Origin of the sequence: Flavobacterium sp., from assembly GCF_047602195.1 — a bacterium.
Taxonomy (GTDB): domain Bacteria; phylum Bacteroidota; class Bacteroidia; order Flavobacteriales; family Flavobacteriaceae; genus Flavobacterium.
On record NZ_JASGHW010000004.1, the window covers coordinates 2,147,113 to 2,167,679 of the forward strand.

General features: G+C 48.7%; 12 protein-coding genes. 7 read left to right on the forward strand and 5 right to left on the reverse strand.

All coding sequences use genetic code 11. The features are described from left to right. Positions 1-25: 25 nt before the first annotated feature. The gene (locus QM717_RS15745; protein ID WP_415038866.1) at positions 26-3,616 is read right to left on the reverse strand and encodes a leucine-rich repeat protein; all 3,591 of its coding nucleotides are present in this window, start codon (positions 3,614-3,616) and stop codon (positions 26-28) included. A gap of 191 nt (positions 3,617-3,807) precedes the next feature. On the opposite strand from QM717_RS15745, the gene QM717_RS15750 reads away from it, so the two are divergent. Then, positions 3,808-5,301, forward strand: a complete 1,494-nt coding sequence (locus QM717_RS15750; protein ID WP_415038868.1) for an aminotransferase class V-fold PLP-dependent enzyme — start codon at positions 3,808-3,810, stop codon at positions 5,299-5,301. A gap of 62 nt (positions 5,302-5,363) precedes the next feature. Here QM717_RS15750 and QM717_RS15755 read toward each other — a convergent pair whose 3' ends face one another. After that, positions 5,364-6,242, reverse strand: a complete 879-nt coding sequence (locus QM717_RS15755; RefSeq protein ID WP_415038870.1) for a lysophospholipid acyltransferase family protein — start codon at positions 6,240-6,242, stop codon at positions 5,364-5,366. A gap of 155 nt (positions 6,243-6,397) precedes the next feature. Here QM717_RS15755 and QM717_RS15760 point away from each other — a divergent pair, with 155 nt between their 5' ends. From QM717_RS15760 to QM717_RS15785, 6 genes are all read left to right on the forward strand, one after another. Further along, positions 6,398-7,039: a rhomboid family intramembrane serine protease gene (locus QM717_RS15760; RefSeq protein WP_415038871.1), complete on the forward strand. Its 642-nt coding sequence runs from the start codon at positions 6,398-6,400 to the stop codon at positions 7,037-7,039. A gap of 64 nt (positions 7,040-7,103) precedes the next feature. After that, on the forward strand, positions 7,104-7,799 hold the full coding sequence (locus tag QM717_RS15765) for an SIMPL domain-containing protein (protein WP_415038873.1): 696 nt from the start codon (positions 7,104-7,106) through the stop codon (positions 7,797-7,799). Between the two features lie 138 nt (positions 7,800-7,937). Then, the gene (locus QM717_RS15770; protein ID WP_415038874.1) at positions 7,938-8,522 is read left to right on the forward strand and encodes a TetR/AcrR family transcriptional regulator; all 585 of its coding nucleotides are present in this window, start codon (positions 7,938-7,940) and stop codon (positions 8,520-8,522) included. Positions 8,523-8,674: 152 nt separating this feature from the next. After that, the gene (locus QM717_RS15775; RefSeq protein WP_415038876.1) at positions 8,675-9,805 is read left to right on the forward strand and encodes an efflux RND transporter periplasmic adaptor subunit; all 1,131 of its coding nucleotides are present in this window, start codon (positions 8,675-8,677) and stop codon (positions 9,803-9,805) included. A gap of 26 nt (positions 9,806-9,831) precedes the next feature. Next, a complete protein-coding gene (locus QM717_RS15780; RefSeq protein WP_415038878.1) occupies positions 9,832-13,017 on the forward strand; it encodes an efflux RND transporter permease subunit in 3,186 nt (1,061 codons plus the stop codon). A gap of 1 nt (position 13,018) precedes the next feature. After that, positions 13,019-14,377: an efflux transporter outer membrane subunit gene (locus QM717_RS15785; protein ID WP_415038880.1), complete on the forward strand. Its 1,359-nt coding sequence runs from the start codon at positions 13,019-13,021 to the stop codon at positions 14,375-14,377. A gap of 94 nt (positions 14,378-14,471) precedes the next feature. Here QM717_RS15785 and QM717_RS15790 read toward each other — a convergent pair whose 3' ends face one another. The 3 genes from QM717_RS15790 to QM717_RS15800 are packed head-to-tail and all read right to left on the reverse strand — an operon-like array spanning position 14,472 to position 20,563. Then, the gene (locus QM717_RS15790) at positions 14,472-15,059 is read right to left on the reverse strand and encodes a hypothetical protein (RefSeq protein WP_415038881.1); all 588 of its coding nucleotides are present in this window, start codon (positions 15,057-15,059) and stop codon (positions 14,472-14,474) included. A gap of 52 nt (positions 15,060-15,111) precedes the next feature. Continuing rightward, positions 15,112-15,516, reverse strand: a complete 405-nt coding sequence (locus QM717_RS15795) for a hypothetical protein (protein ID WP_415038883.1) — start codon at positions 15,514-15,516, stop codon at positions 15,112-15,114. Between the two features lie 7 nt (positions 15,517-15,523). After that, positions 15,524-20,563 (reverse strand): hypothetical protein, encoded by a 5,040-nt coding sequence (locus tag QM717_RS15800; protein ID WP_415038885.1) that lies wholly within the window; start codon positions 20,561-20,563, stop codon positions 15,524-15,526. Between the last annotated feature and the right edge of the window lie 4 nt (positions 20,564-20,567).

A 20,567-nucleotide genomic window follows, 5' to 3' on the forward strand; every position in this document is an offset into this window, starting at 1 on the left:
TCTTTGGGCCGGTTTTTTTATTCCATCAAGCCAGCGGTATGGTGGGTTTTTCGAGGATGACTTCGCGAATTCTTTCGGCGACTTTGGTCAATGCCTCGGCCTCGTTCTCCCATAGGTTCAGCGGCTTGAGCTGCTCGTCCTTGTTTTTGGGGATGATTTCAAAATCACGCAGGCTTGTGCGCGCGCCTTGGTTGGAAAACGAAATGCTCGAACTGTTGCCGTCGATTTTGATGTTCGGCAAGGCACGCAAATCGCAGGATTCCACGTAAATCGGGATGACCGTTGCATTGCGGTTGATGTGTTTGTCGAATACCGCCTTGAGTTCGGTGTTCCAGATGTAATCCGAGGCGATGAAATCTGCGGAAAGCAAAAGGATAAAGACGTCGGCCTTTTCGATCTGCTCCTTGATTTTCTGGTCCCATTTTTCCCCGGCGAAAATTTCCTGGTCGGTCCAGTCCTTGATGTGGTTGCTTCGGCGCAATCCGGAAAGGTGGTTCCTGATTTTGCCCAGCCAGACCGTGTTTTTGTGCGAATAGGAAACAAAGACATTCTTGGGCTCACTGCCTTTGATATCGAGCGGTACGATTTGCTTGTAACGGATGAGCCTGTTGTCGGTGCCTTCGGAGATTTGGGACAATTCCTTCAGGTACATATAGGAGTCGAAATGTACCTTGTCGGTCGAAATCGCAAGCCTTTTGATGAAAGAATTTTCTTCCCCGAGCATTTCTGGCGAACGGTCATTTTTGGACAGGCGCTCCATATCGTCTGCCGTCGAGGTAACCCTGAAATTGAGGATGGTCTGGAAGATTCTTTTCTGCAAAGTGGGATCGCCGTCCTCTATACTGATCTGGATAAGCCCTTCCTCCTCGGGGTGCAGGCCCTTGATCAGTACTTTTTTTCCGTTGATGAGCATCAGGATGCCATTTTTCCAGAAATAACGCGCATCGGCATTGGTGGTGATGTGCTGGATGAGCAAAAAGTGCATGAGTTTCTTGTAGAAAAAGATGGGCACTTTGACCCAGAACGAATTTTGCCAGGCATTCGAGGAGGCAATCTTGAACAGTCCGTCGATGGCATGCTCCTCGGGCAAATATTGCGGAATAAGGTAATGGTTTTCCTTGGTCGGGTGGTCGTAAATCAAGTCGAGGCTTTTCATGGCGCTGATGATCCATTTTTTTTGGTTGCTTTTTTTGGGCAATTCGCCGCCGTTGCCCAGGACTTTAGCATTCAAAAGGTTGTAAATTTCATCCGAAAGTTTCCTTGGGTTGATGAAAATGACATTTTTGAGGTCCTCGTTGGCGGAAAAATAATTGACGATGCTTCCTTTGTTGAGCCATTCCGGATAATACTGGTAATTCTTGAACTTCTGTTTCCGGCACACTTCATAAAAATCATCGATTTCGATGCGAAGCCCTTCCTTGACATATTTCTTGAAAATCGAGTTATTGCCCGGCTGGGCCAAGGCGAGAATCTCATTGCGGATGAAATAGAAGCCGTCATCGTACCGCTTGGTGTCGCGGTTGCCCAATTCGGCAATCGCGTCGGCCAGGTAATTGGTAAAATGATTGAGCTCGCGCTGGTTGGCATACACGCCTTTGGCGCCTTCGCGGATGCTGATGTGGAACGATTCGTCAATGCCATAGGTGTGGTGGATTTCCTGCGCGATCCTGTTTTTTTGTCCCATCTCATCGACCTTGTTCTGGACGACGAACAGCGGCATTTTGAGTTTCGGGTTCTGGTAAAAATCAATAGTATCGAGCCAATACGTCTTTTCAAAATGGTCGATCAGCGCAGTTTTGGTGGCCGAGACTTTTTCTTCGCATTTTTTATTGAGGTCTGAATCGGTGCACCAAAAAATGAGATTGATCGCGTCGTTGCCCAGGAACAACCGGTAAGATTCGTGGTAGTATTCCTGTCCGCCGAAATCCCAGATGCAAACCTCGATGTTTTTGAGTTGTGGAAACCTTTTGACGTCCGGCTTCCAGCGTTTGACGGCGAGTCCGTGCGTCGAATTGCGGTCGTTAAGGAACTTACCGGTTTCGAGGAAATGCGCCAAATGGGTTTTACCCGTATTGCTGTTGCCGAGAATGATGAGCTTGACATCGATCGGGAATTCGCTTCCGCCAGCGGACGCCTCCGGAACAGGCGTTTTGGTCTTGACGGCTTTTGGCGGCGGCGGCAGGTTATTGGTCGAATTGAAAAATGCCTTGAGCTGTTTGATGTCGTTGCTGGTCCATACTTCCTGCGGACAATCGATGATCGGGTTAGAGGCGAGGCTTATTTTTCCGAGCGATTTGAATCGGGTGACCGGCTCTACGGATTCTATTTTATTGGAATACAGATAAAGTTCCTGCAGGTTGGTGTTTTTTTCGAGTCCTTCAATCTTGGTGATTTCATTGCCGCTCAGGTGGAGCGTACGCAGTTTGGTATGGCGTTCGAGCCCTTCGATTTTCTCGATTTTGTTGCCGTGCAGGGCAATTTCCAGCAGTCCGGCCGCAGCCTCGAGTCCTTCAATTTTCTTGATCTGGTTGTAAGACAAGTCGAGCAGCACGAGTTTTTTGAGCGTGGACAGGTTGCTTATTTTGCGCAGGCCGCAGCTTCTGATCTGCAACTTGGTGACGTTTGGATGGAGCAGCGGTATCTCAGAGAAAGTGTTGCTGGCCCCGATGTTGCGGGTTTTCTGAAACGTACTCTCCTTGGCATCGTCATAATAGCCGTCACCGAGGCTGATGCTGGTGGCTTTGTTCAAGGACTTTAGCAGCTCGAGTTCTTGTGAACGGTTGGTCAGTCCGCAATTGCCCAAGTCGAGGAAATAGCCGTCAGAATTTTTGAAATCATCGATCAGCAACTGGGCCAGGCTCATATCGCGGACCATGGCGCGGATCATTGGGCCGTTTGTCGTGAGCAAGGTCGTAAAATTGACTTTGTTGCTCATGATCGGATTTTCACTCAAATCGATGGTTTGGAGATTGGACAAAGGCGCCAGGGCGTCGATGTTGAATACTTTGTTGTCCTGCATGTACAATTGCGTGAGGCTACGGCAATGCTGCAAGAAGTCAATCTTCTCGATGGCATTGCGGTACAGGTACAACAACTTCAGGTTTTGGAAACGGCTGAACTGGTCGGCGTCGATTTCGGTGAGCCGGTTTTGTCCCAAATACAACCTTTCGATATTCGGGCAGCATTCGATACCGTGCAGCGAATCGAGTAAATTCCGACTCAGCCCCAGCGAATGCAGGTTGGGATTAGGGGCCAGGTATTCCAACGACTTGATTTCGTTGCCGTAACAATCCAGGTACCGGAGTTCAGGATAGAGGTGTACGTTTTGCAGGCTCCTGAGCTGGATACGGTTCAGGTACAGCTTTTTGATGGTTTTGGGGAGCGTGGCCGGGATTTTCGTAAACTCATTCTTGCTGCCAGGGTTGGCCGTGTTCGTACCCAGTTCATCAATGTAGTAATAGGCGCCCAGGTTGATGGTTTCCAGGTGATGCATATCGGCAAGTTCCTTGAGTTCGGGGGAATCGTCGTGCAGGTTGCAATTGCCGAGGTCGATTACTTTTTCGTTGTTTTTTTTATTTTGTTGGATGATTTGAAAAGCCAGTGAATTGATTTCCATCGGTATAAGAATTTGAATGATACAGGATTTGATCTGCCTGTTGTAAATATAATCGATTTTTAAATTACAACGATAAGGGAAAATCCCCATTTTTGGATGGTCAAAACAACAAGATTGTATACTGTTAAAATGTGTCCGGCAATGGTTTTTTCTAAAAAATCCATACATTTACGCCATCCAAATTCATTGTCATGATTGCAGCAAATAGCACCATTCCTACTGAGCTCGAGCAATATTTTGCGCCCTTCCGCAAGAACATCATCGGGATCGACCAGGAATTCGTTTCGCCTTTTGGCACCAAGCAAATCGTCTACACCGACTGGACCGCCAGCGGCCGTCTGTACCGTCCGATTGAAGAAAAAATGATGAATGAATTTGGCCCGTTTGTAGCCAATACGCATACCGAGACTACCGTTTCGGGCACTACCATGACGATGGCTTACCACGAAGCGCGGCACATCATCAAACAACATGTCAACGCAAGCCACGACGACATCCTGATCACCGATGGTACCGGAATGACGGGCGTCATCAATAAATTCCAGCGCATCCTGGGGCTCAAGATTCCAGAAAACCTCAAGGCGTATACGAATGTTCCGGCCGAGAAAAAACCGATCGTGTTTGTCTCGCACATGGAACACCATTCCAACCAAACCTCTTGGCTCGAAACCATAGCCGATGTGGTCGTGATTCCTTCCTGTGAAAAAGGACTGTTCTGTCTCGATAATTTCACCGAATTGCTCGGCAAATACAAAGACCGCGCAATCAAGATTGCTTCGATCACTTCCTGTTCGAACGTTACCGGAATCAAGACGCCTTATTACGAAGTGGCCAAATTGATGCACCGCAACAATGGGGTTTGTTTTGTGGATTTTGCCTGTTCGGGCCCCTACGTGCAGATCGACATGCATCCGCAGGATCCCGAGGCTTATCTCGACGCGATTTTCTTCTCGCCGCATAAGTTCCTGGGCGGCCCGGGTACTTCGGGCGTACTCATTTTCAATAAGAAATTGTACCACAACATGATACCCGATCATCCGGGTGGCGGAACCGTAAGTTGGACCAATCCGTGGGGCGAACACAAATACGTTGACAACATCGAAGACCGCGAAGATGGCGGGACACCGGGTTTTTTGCAAGTCATCAAAACCGCTTTGGCGATTCGGCTCAAGGAGCAGATGGGCGTAGAAAACATCCTTCGACGCGAGCATGAGATCGTCGATTATGTGTTTTCAGAATTGGGTGGCGTGTCGAACATCAACATTCTCGCCGGACAGCACCAAAACCGTCTGGGCGTGATTTCGTTTTACATCGACGGGCTGCATTTCAATTTGGGCGTGAAATTGCTCAACGACCGATTTGGCATCCAAACCCGTGGTGGTTGCAGTTGTGCCGGAACGTACGGACATTACCTGTTGCACGTAGACCAGGAGCAGTCGCATTACCTGACCGAGAAAATCACGCTCGGCGATTTGATCCAGAAACCGGGCTGGATCCGGATGTCGATCCACCCGACGACGACCAATGCCGAAATCCAATACGTTTGTGAAAGCATCAAGGAATTGGCGGCACATTTCACCCAGTGGGGCCAAGACTACAACTACAACAAAGAATCGAATGAATTTTTGCACAAGGACGCCCAACAGGCCGAAAAGGCAATGGTCAAAAGTTGGTTTGAAAATTAGACCGCTATATTGATAGATCGCTGCGCTGCAAGAAGCGATCTTTAACTAAATGGCCTTTCTTTTTAATTATCTTCCGCCTTGTGTTTCCATCGTTTGTGCGTCCACAAATAATATTCAGGAGCCTCGTGGATTTGCTGTTCGACCAGCGCCAGGAAACGGTCGGTGATTTGGTAATCGGGCACGTTCTTGGCATCATCCGACAGGATTTCGAAAGTCGCTTCATAATGGCCGCGTTTGAGTTTTTTGACCCTGAGGAAAATCACGTTCATGTTGAACTTCTTGGCGAGCATTTCGGCTCCGGTATGGACCGGCGTGACAATGTTCATGAAAGTCGACCAATGATAGGCTTTGTCTGCCTTGGGCGATTGGTCGCTGGCAAAACCGTACACGCCACGGATGCCATTCTTTTCGTTTTCGCGAATGGCCGGAATCGTGTTTTTGGTCGTGATCAGGTAAGCCTTGAACTTCGATCGGATGTCGCGCACGAGCTTGTCGAAATACGGATTGGCGATGCGTTTGTAAATCGCATAACCTGGGAAATTGACATAATAGTTCATCGAAATCACCCATTCGTAGCTGGCGTAATGCGCGAGCATCATCGCGATGCTTTTGTCTTCTTTTTCGAGTGCCTTGTACACTTCGATATTGGTAAAGTGGAAACGTTTCTTGATCTCCTTTTCAGAAATCGTCAGCGTCTTGATCATTTCGAGGAACATGTCGCACAAATGGCGGTACGATTTTTTTTCGATGCGCAGCCGCTCTTTCTCGGACATTTCTGGAAAAGCCAGGGCGAGGTTCTTGCGCACGGTATTTTTGCGGTAACCGATCAGGTAATACACGATCAGGTAGATGAAGTCGGAGAACAGGTACAACAACGGAAACGGCAATATGGAAACGCACCAGAGCAGGGGATAGGCAAGCAGGTAAATAAAATATTGCATTAACGCTGGAAATTTACATCGTTCAGTTCGCTGCAAATATACATTTAAAAGCCGATTCGGGGTCGAGAATTTAACAAAAGCTAAAGAAAAGTATTGCTATTTTTACGGCACCCGAAGCCAAGGCGGCCCAACGGTGTAAAGTAAATACAACCAACATGAACATCATTCTCCTGGCCCTTATCGCCGCGAACATCGTGGTCAGTTTTAAGGGATTTAACGATTTGGCTTTTTTCCGAAAATACGAATTCCACATCGGCAGCATCCGCGCAGGCGAGCAAATCCGCATGATTACTTCGGGTTTTTTGCATGCCGATATCATGCATCTGGCGTTCAATATGCTCACGCTGTATTTTTTTGCGCCTACGGTCATTGCCGAATTTGGCGGCACCACTTTTTTGCTGATTTACCTCGCGAGTTTGGTTTTTGGAAGTTTGCTCACCTTGGTCATGCACAAGGACGATTACAGCTACCGGGCCATCGGTGCATCGGGCGCGGTGACGGGAATTTTGTATTCGGCGATTTTGATTAATCCGGATCGGGAATTGTTTTTGTTTTTTATTCCGATTCCGATTACCGGCTATATTTTCGGGATCATTTACCTGTTGTATTCGATCTATGGAATGAAGACGAAGAATGACAACATCGGGCATGCCGCGCATTTTGGCGGAGCGGTCGGCGGTTATGTCATCACCATTTTAAAACAACCCGAAATGTTGACCGAGAACACCTTCACGGTCATCGTGTTAGCGATTCCGATTGTAATTTTGTTTGTCATGGACAAGCTCGGCAAGCTATAATGGCACAAGATTTGGAAACCCCGCCCCGAATTTTATAAACACAAATCATCAAAAAAAAGCAATTATGAAGAAAGCATTTTTAATCCTGTTTACCGTTGCCGTCACTGCTGCACAAGCACAAATCGTAACACCAGAACCGAAACCGCAAATCTCCGTTTCGGGCGAAGGAAAAGTAAAAGTGGTTCCCGATCAGGCGTTTATTTCCATCGCAGTGGAAAACAAGGGCAACAACGCCACCGAAGTCAAAAAGCTCAACGACGAGACCGTCGAGAAAGTGGTGCAATACCTCAAGAAAAAACTGCCGAAGGAAGATGTACAAACCCAACGTGTTTCGCTCAATCCGCAATACGATTACGACAAAAAGAAATACAATTACCTCGCCAACCAAACGATTGAAATCCTGCTCAAGGACCTTTCACAGTACGATGCTTTGATGGAAGGCTTGGTCAATTTGGGCATCAACCGCATCAACAATGTGGAGTTCCGTTCGTCAAAATTGGCGTTCCACCAGTCGGAAGCCCGTAAACTGGCGATGCAGGAAGCCAAGCTCAAGGCGCAGGATTATGTTTCGGTGCTCGGGCAGAAAGTAGGGAAGGCGCTCATGATTTCCGACAATTCGCAGGTCTACCACCCACAACCGGTGTATTATGAAATGGCCATGAACAAAGCCGATGCGGTAGGCGGCGCGCCGAGGGAAACTTTGGCTGCGGGCGAAATCAACATCGTGGCCAACGTTCAGGTGAGTTTTATCCTGGAATAGCAAAGAATTATGTCAATTATTAAAACCGGATTCGTCCGGTTTTTTTATTTCGGTTTGCCAAAAAAATCATAAAAATTATATTTTGGAACGCTTGTTTCAAAAAAGAATCTATCTTTGCTCCATCAAATTGTAAAACCTATGGGACGCAATCTTGAATTCAACAAGGAAGAAACCGTGAAGAAAGCCATGAATGTCTTTTGGGAAAAAGGCTATAATGGTACGTCGATGCAGGATTTGGTGGATGCAATGCAGATCAACAGAAGCAGTTTGTACAATACCATTGGCGACAAGCAGCAGTTGTTCCACGAATGTGTGAGCAGTTATGCCGACCAGGTGATGGAAGAAACCAAGCAGAAAGCCGCCAATGAAAAATCGCCGTTGCAGGCGCTGATCCGTATCATCCGCGACAAATCGGACTGGATTGTGGAAAGCGACAAAGGTTGTCTCGGGGTGAAGACCATTTTCGAGGTCGCGCAAACCGATGAAACCGTCCGTAACCTGCTGTGTAAAAATAATGATGTCTATCTTAAATTCATGACCGATTTGATCCAAAGGGCCATGGATGCGGGAGAAATCGACAACTCAGAAGACGCCGGCATGATGGCCGAATACATCATGATGTCGTTTACCGGTTGGAAACAGTCTTATATTTTGCAGGGCAACCCAATCAAGGTCAAGAAAATGGCCGATTTTCTCATCAAAAGTATCGTGCACAATAGCTGATATTTTTTTTAATATATTCTGGAACGTTTATTTCAAAAATTATGGAAATAAAAGTTTTTTGTTTTAAAATCAGCAATAATTCTGGAACGAACGTTTCAAAAATTTAAACATCAATTAACCATTATTTAATCACTTTCAACATCAATTCAACAATGAGAACACTTCTTTTTTCAAGCCTTATCGCTTTGTTTTTGTGGAGTTGTGCCGACAACACCGCCACCGCCCCGGCAGGACAACCTGCCACTTTGCCCGTATTGAGCATCAGCGCCCAAAGTGCGACCACCGATACCGAGTTCCCGGCTGCCATCCGTGGCAAATCGGATGTAGAAATCCGTCCGCAGGTCAATGGAACGCTCAAGAAAGCTTTCGTAGATGAAGGCGCATATGTTGCCGCCGGTCAACCGTTGTTCAAGATCAACGACAATCCGTACCGTGAACAGCTCAACAATGCCAACGCCAACTTGAATGCCGCCGAAGCTGCTGCGACCAACGCCCAGCTTGAAGTCGAAAAACTTACACCGCTGGTGCAAAACAAAGTCGTTTCGGATTACCAGCTTAAATCGGCCAAAGCTGCACTCAGCGCTGCCAAAGCCAATGTGGCACAAGCCAAGGCATTGGTCGGGACTGCACAGATCAATCTGGGGTACACGCTTATTAAAGCACCTGTCAATGGGTACATCGGAAGATTGCCTAAAAAGCAAGGCAGTTTGATCAATATTGCCGATCCGGAAGCCTTGACGACTTTGTCCGACATCCGTGAAGTATATGCGTATTTTTCGCTCGGTGAAAATGATTTCATCAACTTCAAATCGCAGTACGCCGGAAACAGCCTCAGCGACAAACTCCACAAATTGCCACCGGTTTCACTCGTTTTGTCTGACAATTCGGTCTTTGCCGAAAACGGAAAAATCGATATGGTCGATGGCCAATTCGACAAAAATACAGGCGCCATCACGCTTCGCGCCACTTTCCCGAACAGCAAAGGTTTGTTGCGCTCCGGAAATACCGGCCGGGTCAAGATCGCACTCGAACACCCGAACAGCCTTGTGATTCCGCAAAACGCCACGATTGAAATCCAGGATAAAGTCTTCGTGTTTGTCGTCGACAAAGCCAACAAAGTGACCAAACAGCCTGTGACCGTGGCAGGAAAAGCCGGAACTGATTACCTGATCAAGGACGGACTCAAAACCGGCGACCGCATCGTGGCCAAAGGGTTTGAAAACCTGGCCGACGGTTCTGTCATCATTCCTGAAAAACCAACCAAAGCCGTAGCCAAACTGTAAAAAAAGCTAACCAACACATCTTCATCATGTTACAAAAATTTATTGACAGGCCAGTACTGTCGACAGTCATCGCTATTATCATAGTGATCCTAGGGATGCTGGGTATTTCGACGCTGCCTTTGCAACAATTCCCCGATATCGCGCCGCCAGCCGTACAGGTAACTGCTTTTTATCCGGGAGCGAACGCGGAGACGATCATCCGTTCGGTGGCACCTTCGCTGGAGGAGACGATTAACGGGGTCGAAAATATGACCTACATGAGTTCGACCGCGAGTAACGACGGTACGCTCGTGATCACCGTCAATTTCAAACTCGGTACCGATCCGGACCAGGCGGCGGTCAACGTGCAAAATCGCGTGTCCCAAGCCACGAGCCAATTGCCGGTCGAGGTGGTCCAAGCCGGTATTTCGACCGTCAAACAGCAAAACAGTTTGCTCATGGTCGTCGATTTGTTCACCGAAAACGAGCAGCAATACGACCAGACGTTCCTGGCCAACTACGCCCAGATCAATATCCTCCCCGAAATCAAAAGGATTCCAGGCGTAGGCCAAGCCATTATCTTCGGCGGAAGCAAGGATTATTCGATGCGCGTGTGGCTCAATCCATCCAAAATGGCGAGCTACAACCTGACCCCGAAAGAAGTTATGGGTGCCATCCAGGACAAAAACCTGAAAGCTGCCCCGGGTAAATTTGGGGAAAGCAGCACCGAGGCATTCGAATACGTCATCAAATACAAAGGAAAACTCAACAAGCCAGAGGATTACGGCAACATCATCATCCGTTCAAACAATGACGGTTCAATCCTGCGCCTCAAAGACGTGGCACGCATCGAATTCGGTTCGTACACCTATGGAAGCGCGACCAAAGTCAACGGCAAATCGGGTCTGAACATCGGTGTCTATCAGTTGCCGGGTTCGAACTCCAGTGACGTACAGATTGCCGTGCGCGAAATGATGGAAAAAGCCTCCAAGGATTTTCCGAAAGATGTCAAACACCTCATTTTGTACAACACCAAAGATTCACTCGACCAATCGATCAGCCAAGTCAAATCGACCTTGATTGAGGCATTTATCCTCGTGTTCATTGTGGTGTTCTTGTTCCTGCAGGATTTCCGTTCGACCTTGATTCCGGCCATTGCGGTTCCGGTTTCGATCCTCGGTACGTTCTTCTTCATGTACATTTTCGGATTTTCGATCAACCTGTTGACGCTGTTCGCACTCGTATTGGCGATCGGTATTGTCGTTGATGATGCGATTGTCGTCGTCGAGGCCGTCCATGAAAAGATGCACAGCAAGAAACTGTCGGCCAAAGCGGCTACGACATCCGCGATGAGCGAAATCACGGGAGCCATTATTTCGATTACGCTCGTCATGTCGGCTGTATTCTTGCCGGTCGGTTTCATGCAAGGTTCGACAGGAGTTTTCTATAGACAATTTGCGTTCACACTGGCCATTGCGATTGTCATTTCGGCGGTCAATGCCTTGACGTTGAGTCCGGCGCTCGCGGCCTTGTTCCTCAAAGACGTACACGATGGCGAACACCACGATGAAAAGCCAAAGAATTTCAAGGAAAAATTCTTCATCGGATTCAACAGCAGCTTTAACAAATTGACCAACCGTTATGTCAACAGTTTAAGATTTCTGATTAAACACCGTTGGCTCAGTCTCGGCGGATTGGCCGTGTTGACCTTGCTTACCGTATTCATGATCAAGAGGACACCGACCGGATTCATCCCTTCGGAAGACCAAGGCTTTATCGCCATTTCATTGTCAATGCCGGCGGGTGCTTCACTTGACCGTACCAAAGCCGTCATGACCGAAGTCGAAGAAAAACTCGGCGCGATGGAATCCAAAAAGACATTGATGAAATTGTCTGGTTTCAACCTGCTTACCCAATCGACGAGCCCGTCAGCCGGTGTCGCTTTCATATTGCTCAAGCCAGCCAAAGAGCGCGGCGAGATGAAAGACATCAACGAGATCATGAACGATACGCGCCAAAGGCTCAGCCAAATCAAGGGCGCCAATTTCTTCGTGTTTACATTTCCAACAGTCCCTGGCTTCAACAACGTAGACGGACTCGATATTGTCCTTAAAGATAAAACCGGCGGAAGCATCACGCGCTTCAGCGAAATCACCAACGGATTCATCGGTGAATTGATGAAACGTCCCGAACTCGCCGTTGCCTTTACGAGCTTCAAAGCCGATTATCCGCAGCTTGAAATGGAAGTCGACGATGTCAAGGCCGAACAGCTCGGCGTCAGCGTCAAGGACATCATGCAAACGATGCAAGGGTATTTTGGTAGTGCGCAGGCCAGTGATTTCAACCGCTTCGGGAAATACTACCGCGTCGTTGTCCAAGCCGATGCCGCCGAAAGAAGCAACCAGGACGCAATGAACGGGATTTACGTCAAAAACCGTCTCGGCGAAATGGTGCCGATCAATACCTTGGTCAAGCTCAAACGCATTTACGGTTCGGAAACCGCTTCGCGTTACAACCTGTTCAACTCGATCGGCGTCAATGCGATTGCCAAACCGGGCGTGAGTTCGGGGGATGCGATTGCAGCGGTTCAGGACGTGGCCGAGAAATATTTGCCGCTGGGTTATGATGTCGAATTTTCGGGATTGACCAAGGAAGAAATCACTTCCAGCGGACAATCGGCCGTCATTTTTGGGCTCAGTTTATTGTTCGTGTTCTTCCTGCTCGCGGCGCAATACGAAAGCTACATCTTGCCTGCAGCGGTTATTTTATCAATACCGACGGGAATTTTCGGGGTGTTTGCCGCCATCGGCCTGGCCGGAATCGAAAACAACATTTACGTACAGGTCGCACTTGTGATGCTCATCGGATTGCTCGCCAAGAATGCGATTCTGATTGTCGAATACGCCATCCAACGCAGACGGGCAGGGAAGTCGCTGCTTGCATCGGCGCTCGAGGCAGCCAAACTGAGGTTGCGTCCGATCATCATGACCTCATTCGCCTTTGTCGTCGGATTGATTCCGATGATGCGCGCCACCGGGCCATCGGCTTTGGGTAACCACTCGATCAGTATCGGTGCGGCGGGCGGAATGGTTTCAGGTGTCTTGCTCGGCATCTTCATCATCCCGGTATTGTTTGTCGTGTTCCAATATTTGCACGAACGCGTTTCGGGAAAACCATTGGCCGTGATCAACAATGAATCGGGCCAGAATGCACACCAACATCAAATCGACTAACATGAAAAAGTATCTCAATTATATTAAAATCCTGTTGCTGTTCGTATCGGTTGCCAGCTTCGCACAACAGGAAAAACCAACGGTTCCCGACGCTTTCCGCAACGCGTCATCTACCGATACGACGAGCATCGCCGATATTCAATGGAAAGATTTCTTCGTTGAGAAGGACTTGAATACCCTGATCGAAACGGCTTTGGCCAAAAACAATGACCTTGAGATTGCACAGAAAAATCTCGAGATTGCGAGCCTGCAATTCCGTCAGGCAAAATGGGGCAATGTCCCGCAAATCAATGCTTTCGGGAATGCTTCCTCGACCAGACTTTCCGAAAACAGCCTCAATGGCAGAAATACCGAGCAGTTCACCGGACAGCACCACATCGATGATTTCTCGACCGGTTTGAACCTGTCCTGGGAAGCCGATATTTGGGGCAAGATCCGCAACCGCAAAAGAAGTGCGCGTGCCAATTACCAGCAATCGGCCGAAGTGAAAAAAGCGGTACAAACGGCCGTCGTGGCCAACGTGTCCAAAGGGTTTTACGATTTGTTGATGCTCGACGCGCAACTGCAGGTCGCCAAGGAAACACTCAAACTCAACGACAGCAGCGTGTTCATCGTGAACCTGCAATACGAGTCGGGACAAGTCACGCAATTGGCCAAACAGCAAACCGAAGCGCAACGCCTCGTCGCGGCACAACTCATTCCGCAATTGGAACAGCACATCATTTTGCAGGAGAACGCACTGAGTTTGCTCAGCGGCAGTTTCCCTGAAGCAAAAGAACGCAGCAGCCGATTGAATGCCATTGAAGTCAAATCTGATTTGTCGGCCGGTATCCCTGCGCAACTGCTCAGCAAAAGACCCGATGTAAAAGCCGCCGAATTGGCACTCCAAGCCGCCAACGCCAATGTAGGCATCGCCAAGGCGAGCTTGTATCCATCGATCAGTATCACTGCTTCGGGAGGTGTCAATGCGTTTGAAGCCGATAAATTGTTCAACCTTCCGGCTTCTTTGTTCGGAACGGTGGCAGGCGGCCTCACCGCGCCATTGCTCAACGGAAAAAGATTGCGCACCCAATATGAGGTCGCCAAACTGCAGCGCGACCAGGCCGGAATCCAATTCCGCCAAACCGTACTGGTGGCTGTAGGCGAAGTGTCAAGCGCGCTGGCCAAGATTGAAAAGCAGGAACGGCAATTCAAGGTCGCAAGCGAGCGCGTGGCAACCCTTCGCCAAGCCATCAAAAATGCTAATTTATTGTTCAAAAATGGCATGGCCAATTACCTCGAAGTCATTATCGCGCAAGGCAACTTGCTCGAAAGCCGAACTCGAATTGGCCAATATCAAAAAAGAAAGGCTCTCTTCTAATGTCGAATTATACCGTGCCCTTGGCGGAGGCTGGCAATAATTTTTGATGAAGAGGATTGTTGTTGGAGTCCCGGGTCATTGGCCCGGGATTTTTTTATACCTGCCCGGTGTTGTTGATCAGGATGTAAGGGATCACTTTTTTATTCCAATCGGTTCCGTACAATCGTACGGCTTCGCTTTTGGCCAATTCGTAAAAACCATCCCATTGGCTTGGAGGAATGGTCTGGCATCCTTCACTGCTTGTCGTAGTTATTCCGCCGCGGTGTATGTTGATTCCGTATTTGCTGCCTTCCTGTGTTGTCATTTCGCCATCCCGCAGTATGGTGACTTTGCCCAATCGTTGGCAAATGGCCGGATACTGTGCGGTTTTTCCGTAATGCGTATCGAATTTGTGCGCATAGTAAACGCCTGGTTGAAGTACCGCTCTCCCGTTTTTTTTGATCGATGGATCGGTATTGGCGTTAAACGACACCGTTACGTTGGGAGTGTCTAAAAACAGGGCATCGTCATAGATTCCCCTGTCGTTTGTGTTCGGAACCCCGAGTGTATTGAGGTAATAGCCGCGAATACCGACCAGTATGAGTGGATATTGGTTGCGGTCTACCCCATAGGAAGCGATGAGTTCCTGAAGCCGTTGGCCTGATAGCCGTGGCTTGGCCGGTGGTAACATGAGTGTTGGCATGGTTTCTAGTTTTAAGTTATTATTTTGTTTGATTCGCTGATCGCTGCAAGGGTTAAACGATGGCCGCTTCTTCGGTTACCGTGACAACGGTATGTTTGCCGGGACTTACGGCAAAAAACGCATCGTACCAAGCCTTGGTGTTGGGAATATTCAGGCCCACGCAGCCTTTAGTTCCCGGAACATTGCCGTCCGGATGGATACCGATTTCGGTTCGCGTAGATGCAAACTGCGCATCCAGCCGTTGGAACCAGCATTTGTTGTTTGTGTCGCAATAGGCATCTTCGCTGGGCTGTTTGTCCAACAGGAAATTCCGCTTGGCATGGTAGACGCCCAATTCGATGTAACCATTGCCATAAGGCCCTGATACGGCCACGTCCGATAATCCTTTTTCGGGCCAGCTTAGGATTCCTTCGGCTTTTTGTCCGGTCTTGCTTGTAATTTTGAAAGTAATTGCCATTGAATAATTATTTAAGGGTTATTGAAATTCGTTTGCTGATCAGCGGCAGGGCAGCGGCAGGGTCATTTTGTACTTGCCCAAACGGAACCGATTCATGGACATTCTCTCCAAAAAGCATTTCCCACAGACTTTTGTTCTCGTATGCCTGTCTGTTGTTTACGCGGACCATGATGATCCGGGCATAACCTTCCTGGATTGATTCGGGCTGGAAATGTTCGGCCTCGAGGGCGTCATTGAAAACAAATTGGTTTCCGCCCGCATAACGGTAAGTGGCCTTGTAAGTCTCAACAGGCAAGCCGCCTGCATTGTAGACTTTCTGTGACACCACAAGGTATTTCTCTGTTTTGGATTCCATTCCGCTGGCATCAGTTGTCTGGTCGGCCATCAGGACCGGCATTTCGAAACCGGGTTGCCGGGCAATAATGTCTTTTCCTTGCAACGACAAATGCACCTGGCCGTAATTGGCATGCTCTTTTTTCCAGGCATGCGGGATCATTGCATTGCTGTTGGGTAGGAATTGCACCCACTCTTTGGCGGTCCATTCGCTCTTGAGCTCAGGATACTTTCCGTCCACTTTTTTGAGGAAAGATTTGTCTACATTCCGACGGGCCGCAATCTGTACCATCGACCACGCATCCATTTTGGGTTCCTTGTCTTTGGCAACAAACCGATTGATGTCGTTTACTTTGAGGATAAAAGTCGAACCGATCAGTTTCGGGGTAGCCGCTGCAAAATCGAAAGTCAATCCGGCCGGACCTTCCGGGGTAAAAAGCACGATTGGATTTTCTTTCTTGTCCGGGTTCTTGTTTTCGGGTCGCTCGATAGTCAAGATAGGATCGTCAATAGCGATGGCTTGGAGCCCTTGGCCTGAAAGTATCGGATCCGGCCCGGCATTCAGGTAATAGGCAGGTTGTTTCTCGGAAGCTTCCAAAACTCCGGCCATAGGTTGCTGTTCTGCGGCTGTTTCGAGCAATTCAATCCCGATTTCCAGTTTTTCGGCCAACCCGGCTTCAGAAAACCAACGGTCGTTGAGTACCACCATGATGGAGGCGCTGTCAATCTCGTTGGGTTTTGGACACTCGTCGATCGAGGCGGTCAACGGAATGGCAAAACGGATGGCTGGTTTTGGCAATGGTTTGGTTCGCGTGCTCAGCCTGAGGAATCTTTTCCATGGATTGTCGATATCTTCTACTGTAATTTTTGATTGTACTTTTCCGGCGTATTGACCGCCCAGCAGTTCATAGCGTCCGAACAATTCCGCAGAGAAACGGTAGTACAGTGCCTTTTCATCGACGGGACGGTTGTCGGTGAACAAGGTTTGCCATTTGGTTTCACCTTTGTCGGCATCGATGCGGCTTGCGGTTAAATGGGTCGTGTATTCGAGTGCCGAAAAATCGGGCCGGTCCGAAAATTCCCAGGCTTCCCATTTCATCGCATAATTGGTCTTGCCGTCCTCCGGGTTGATGTTGTCCGGAAAGCCGGCTGTTTCATTCTCGTCGGCCATTTTTAACAGGCTGCCCGACAATCGCCCGTTCCAATGCCAAACCTGGTGCAGGATTTTGGTACGGCTGAAATAAGAATAGCGGTGGTCGTTTTTGGTCAAATCGAGCGCTACCTGTTGCGTATCGGTTACAAACGGGGTGAGTTGCTTCCAAAGTCTGTATTCGTTTGACGATTGGCTGTCTTGGCCAAGTACCACTAATGATGGTTTCATCGCCGCCTCAAAAAGCATCTGGGTCGGAGGAGTCAGGAAATGATCGGGATATTTTTCGCTCGCAGGCGAATGCGAATCGATACGGTTGTCCATCCAAGGGTGGAACTTTTTGGCATCTTTGCCGGTCTTGTCCTTGCCGAAATGGCTTTTCATGGTTTTGCCATGGACACTGACCCGTGCGACACAACCTTGCGGAATTTCAATCCACTTTATTTTTTTGCCGCCCGGTTGTATTTTTTCTTTGACCAATGCAAGGTTTGCAGTGTTGGCCACATAATCGACCATTTTGACCTCGACCATCTTGTCGGGAACGGGAGCGAATAGTAGGGTTTCATCGGCCAATTCGACTTCAAAATGTTCGTACTTGCCATTATTGACCGGAAAAAGCTGCTCCACAACCACTACCAGCGTATTGGACAGGGCCGGGTCGTGCAGGTAGTCGTTTGGTATTTTTGTGCCGCGAAGCTTTAGTTCATTTTCGAGCACGGTGGTCAGGTTCTTTTTTCCCTGTTCGGAAGTAAGTTGGTCTCCGTGCCAGGCATACCAGTTCCAGAAATTTGTCAATGGTTTGCCGACTTTCAGTTGCAGATTGGTTTGCTTGTGGGTCGCTTCATTGTTGAACAGCAAATACACCGGCAGGTTGGGTTGGGAGTCGTCTTTGGCTTCCTTTTTGGCCTTCCATTCCGGAAGCTCACAGGCCAGCGGCAACAGTCCCGTCGGGACGGGAATCAATTCGAGCTGGTCGGCGCGCAATATTTCTGACGAAGGCTGGGCAATCGGTACCCTGCGGTAATGTTTGTATTGGGATCGGTTGGTTATTTGGTCGTTCTGGTCGATTTTTGGCGTGACCCATTCAGATTGCTTGCGCAACTTAGGCGGGAGTACGCCGCTGTTGAGTACCACAAAACCGGCAAAATCGTAATGGTAGCCGTACCAAAATGCAAAAGCCGGGGGAACGGTGATTGTCGTCTTGGTGCCATCGGTAACAGCCGTATTTTCAAACGGATATTGGAACGCAAAATCGGGGGTATCGTCCGCGTCATCTGCATTGTCCTTGAAGCTGTCGTGACCGGCGATCAGGGACAAACGTTCATTGGACAAAGGCAGGTAGGTGCTCTTGATGTTGTCGGTTTCAGGAAGGAAAGCGGGGATCAAATAATGGTGGTACAAAGCGGTAATTTCGTTGTCCTTGTTGTTCAGTAAATTGACCCGGCTCCAGTTGAGCGCCTTCCAATTCGTCTGGGTGGGATCTACCGCGGTGTTTGCCTTTTGGCTGCGTTGCATCACCACCAAGTGCCCGCTGATTTCATCGGCCAGATCTTCTTTGTTGTCCTGCAGTTTGATGGGATCGAGCGTGTCGACCATGACCAACACCTGGGGCGGTACATCGGTTGGTTTTTCGAGCAATTCCTCAATAACCGCTTCAATGTCCAGCCAAAGTAGGTTGTCTTTGTCGTTGAAATTGTACGCCTTGATGAAATTGGTGAATGCTTGTTTGGAAAAAAACGCGACTGTACCTGATGCGGTGGTTATTTCCAATTCCGAGAGCGCTTTCAATTCGGATTTAATCGACGGAAACAGCTTTTCTGTGGCGACTTCGGCATCTTGGTCATACACAATCCGGATGTCGGCATAATCCGCAAGGCAAGTTTCGATGAGTTTTTGTTTGATCGCCTTGGGATCGGCATCGTTGAATTGACTGTGTCTGTCATTTCCCTTGCTGTGGGTGACGACCGATTCGATGAACAGATTGCTGGGGCAGAAGTACTCAAAAAATCCATCGAGTATGCCCAGCAGCAATTCCCAGGCTGGGCCTTGTTTTGCATTGGGGAAGGCAGCGTTGGCAATTTGCAGTTGGAACAATTTTCTTTTGTCGGCTTGGATGTCGCGTTGTTTTTGGATGGCTGCATCGTCGGTATCATCGCTGAGCGGAATGCGGTTGTCGAGGATTGCTTTCCAATGGCTGAGCCACAACTTTGGATCGTCATGGCCAACCACAAATTCTTGATCGGCTTCCGTTTTTTCAAAAAGCTCGATTTCCTGCAATTGTTTGTCCAGTGCCGGGAGCAACTTCAGCATCGAACGCCAGGCCACGAGGTCGCCACCGTCGTTACTTTTCAATTGATCGAATACGGTTTGCCTGTTGAGCAGGTCCAACGAAGCAGGACGTGCTTTTTCGTTGTACTGGCTGATGATTCCTTTGGGCAGGCTTGGGTCTTTTTCTTCAGCGAAAGTGACGCCGTTCAACAGGATTTTGGTGTTTGCCTCGTTGAGTGCATTGCCGATGCTGTAATGGTCGCGGATCAATCCCATCAGTACGCTGTTGGCGTTTTTGAAAAACGATTTGAGGCCGGATGGGTCCAATTGGGAAATGAGGTCCATTTGGCTGTCCAGGTGCTCCAGCAACAGCGCAGGCAAATCAAAAATAAGGCTGGTCTTGGCCAACAGGTTTTGTTTGAACAATTGTTTGTCGAACAATTCATTGGAATCGTGCACTTCTACGGTAGTCTGGCCGAGGAAATTGCCATTGCTGTCCCGCAATTGGATCGGGTCTTTGGCATCTTGGGCCGACGGAAGCGGGATGGCGGTAAATTGGCATTGCATCTGCATTTTCGGGCCCTCGTTGTAATACACAAACGACCGTACCTTATTGTTGTTGATGCTGCCGTTGTCTACCGAACTGCTCCATCGGTCATCCAGGAATTGCCCGACCGGATAGACCACAAAATGGGTCGCCTCATCCGGGATGGTGATGGCGTTGCTTTGGGCAAAAAAAGTCAGGTGCAGTCCCAGGTTATGCGGCGGCAGCTTTTGTGCAAATTGCGCGATGGACATATTGAGGAAACCATTGGGCTGGTTTTCCGACGGGCTTTGGTAATCGTCATCGATTGTAATCTGGGCAGGGCTTTGTTCAAGACCGGTCAGGTCGAAGCGGATTTGATTTTCATCCAATTCGATCGGGTATCCCGCCTGCTCATTCTTGATCAATCGATTGTTCAACAACGATTCATAATGGCCCTGAAGCAACAGTTCGTCAGAGTCGAATGCAGCATAACTGTTTGAGGTGATCTCGAGCGGGACATTGCCTTGGCCAAGGAATTCATAAGTTGTCGGCTGATTTTTGACTATTATTTCCTTGAACCAATGGATCTTGAGCCATTTTGGATTTTCCCAACGCCAAGGATAGAAAAATTTCATCATCTCCTCACGGTCATTGAAATCGGGTATGGGTTCGTCCTTGGGCCAGGCACAGCCTGAAATGTTTACGGTGATTTCGCAATTGGCGTTGGATTTCCCGGTCAACATCGACGGATCTATAAGTACTTGTAACATAATC